The 2,495-nt window shown below is 67.5% G+C and carries 4 protein-coding genes; 3 read left to right on the top strand and 1 reads right to left on the bottom strand.

Annotated features, from left to right (window positions below):
• Positions 1 to 667 (bottom strand): glutamate 5-kinase (proB, locus tag SY1_RS08805; RefSeq protein ID WP_208873503.1); only part of this gene is annotated, 667 nt, incomplete at its 3' end.
• Between the two features lie 163 nt (positions 668 to 830).
• Here proB and SY1_RS08800 point away from each other — a divergent pair.
• From SY1_RS08800 to SY1_RS08790, 3 genes are all read left to right on the top strand, one after another.
• Positions 831 to 1,319 (top strand): isochorismatase family protein, encoded by a 489-nt coding sequence (locus SY1_RS08800; protein ID WP_015556812.1) that lies wholly within the window; start codon positions 831 to 833, stop codon positions 1,317 to 1,319.
• Between the two features lie 76 nt (positions 1,320 to 1,395).
• Positions 1,396 to 2,298, top strand: coding sequence for a tetratricopeptide repeat protein (locus SY1_RS08795; protein ID WP_015556811.1), 903 nt, complete (start codon positions 1,396 to 1,398; stop codon positions 2,296 to 2,298).
• Positions 2,285 to 2,495, top strand: a 211-nt coding sequence (locus SY1_RS08790) for a hypothetical protein (RefSeq protein WP_208873501.1), incomplete at its 3' end; no start/stop codon positions are given. The genes SY1_RS08795 and SY1_RS08790, both read left to right, overlap by 14 nt.

Here is a 2,495-nt window from a genome sequence, read left to right as displayed (position 1 = left end):
CCCCCAGCTTCGTGGCCATGCCGCCGCTCGACATGCTGCTGCCCCGCGTCGTGGAGTAGGCCTCGATCTCCGGCGTGATGACGCTGACCTCGCGGATGAGGCGCGCGTTCGGGTTACGCCGGGGGTCGGCGTCGTAGAGCCCCGCGATGTCCGACAGGATGATCAGGAGGTCCGCGTCCGCGTTGCAGGCCACCATGGCCGACAGGCGGTCGTTGTCGCCGAACTTGAGCTCCTCGACGGCCACGGTGTCGTTCTCGTTGACGATGGGGATGACGCCGTACTCCATCAGGGCGAAGAGCGCGTTGCGGGAGTTGTGGTAGCGCTCCGGGTTCGAGAAGCAGTCCCGCGTCAGGAGGAGCTGGGCGACGCTCTGGGAGTACTCGCTGAAGAACTTCTCGTACATCTGCATGAGGATCCCCTGCCCCACGGCGGCCATGGCCTGCTTCTGGGGCAGGCTTTCGGGCATCCGGCCCAGCTTCCCAACCCCCGCGCCCACGGCGCCCGACGTCGTGAGGATGACGCTGCGCCCGGAGTTGTGCAGGTCCGAGACCTCGCGCACGAGCCGCTCCATTTTTCCGATGTTGATGCGTCCGGTCGGGTACGTGATGGAGCTGGTCCCGACCTTGACGACGATGCGCTTTGAGCCGCGCAGGCTTCCCCGATCCACGTCCTCTGTCCCCTTTCGGGCCGGGGCCCCCGCGTTTTGCGTATGTCGGCCCCTGCTCCTTCATATGGGGCTTATTGTATAATGAAAATCAGTAAAGTAAAAAGGTCCTGAACGGCGAATTTTCTCGTTCGGAAGCTCTTTGCAGGATAGGGAGTGGTCTTACATGCACACGCTCGTTAGCGCTCAATCGTCGTTCTTCCTGATGGTGGACCTTCAGGAGCGGCTTCTGCCGGCCATCTCGAACGGAGAGGCCGTCGTCCGGAGCTCCGCAAAGCTCCTGACCGCGGCACGGGAGCTCTCGGTCCCCCTCGTGGTGACGGAGCAGTACCCCAGGGGCATCGGCCCCACGGTGCCGCAGCTCGCGGAGCTGATCCCCGCGGGGACCCCCAACCTGACGAAGACCTCCTTCTCCTGCTGCGGCGCGGCGGGGTTCGACGCCGTGGTGACCGCGCTGGGTCGAAACACGGCGGTGATCTTCGGCATCGAGACCCACATCTGCGTCCTCGCGACGGCCATGGACCTCGTGGGCCGGGGGGTGAAAGGTCGTCCTGGCCGCGGGACGCCTGCGGGAGCCGCGAGGGGACGAACCACGAGCTGGCGCTGGCCGCGGTCAGGAGCTTCGGCGCCCTCGTGGTGCCGGCGGAGACGGTGATCTATCAGATGATGGGCGAGGCCGGAACGCCGCACTTCAAGGCGCTCCTCCCCATCCTCAAGTGAGGCGCAGTGCGATGAGGACCCTGCGTCGCCTCCCCGCGCTCTGCCTGGCGGCCCTGACACTGGCGGCCATTCCGGCCCCGGCCAGCTACGAGGAGGGGCTTGCGTTTCAGGCCAGCGGGGACGTTCAGGAGGCCTACGCCCAGTGGATGCTCACGTCCGGGGACCCGCGCAGCATGGCCGCCGTCGCGGGGCTCTTCGAGCGCGGCGACGGCGTCAGCCGGGACCTGGACCAGGCCGCGGAGTGGTACCGACGCGCGGCGGAGAAGGGCAACTGCCGCGCCATGGCGCAGCTGGCGAACTTCTCCCTGTACGGGTTGGGCGGCGAGACCCGGAGCCCCATGGAGTGGCGCACGGAGCTGGAGAAGGTGCGGGGAAAGGACCCCTACGCGGACTACATGCTGGCCTACTTCTACGCCAACGGACACGGCGGCGGCCGCCGCCTGGAGGACGCCCTGGCGCTCCTGGAGCCCCTGGCGGGCTCCAACTACGCGCCTTTCGTGACGCTCTACCACCAGGTGGCCCGCCGCATCGAGGACCAGAAGGACGGCGTGCTGGACGCGGAGTTCCTGACGGGGGAGATCGCGAAGGGCGAAGTCTCCTTCGACCTCCACTGGCGGGACAAGCGCCTCGTCGTCAGCGGCTACGTCAACTCCATCAAGCGCCTGCGGGACTACGGCTACGTGCTGAAGCTCACCGGCCCAAACCTCTCCGTGGTGCCCAGGGACAACCTCCTGGCGGTGTTCTACGCGCCCCTGGTGACGGACCCGCTGACCCGCCTCCGGGGGGGAGACTATGTGAAGATCGACGGGGTCTACGTGGGCCGACACCCCTTTGAGCTGGAGCCCAGTGCCCTGACGCTCTTTGGCTGCAACCTGCTTCAGGTGACCTCCAACGATGCCGATGTCCCGCGCTGAGATGCCCCTCGCGGGAGAGGGCGCCCCGGAACCCCGGCGTCCCGTCCCGGACGAGGCACGCCCCGGCCGCCGGAGGAACCTCCTGATCTTCCTGACGATCCTGGCTTACCTGTACTTTCGCGGCATCGGGGACCACGGGCTGCTGGACCCCCTGGAGGGCGTGAACGCCTCCGTGGGGCTCACCATGGCCACCCACG

It is taken from the genome of Fretibacterium fastidiosum, assembly GCF_000210715.1.
GTDB classification, from domain to species: domain Bacteria; phylum Synergistota; class Synergistia; order Synergistales; family Aminobacteriaceae; genus Fretibacterium; species Fretibacterium fastidiosum.
Note: the sequence above shows the minus strand (reverse complement) of the source record. Positions and strands in the feature narration are given on the sequence as shown.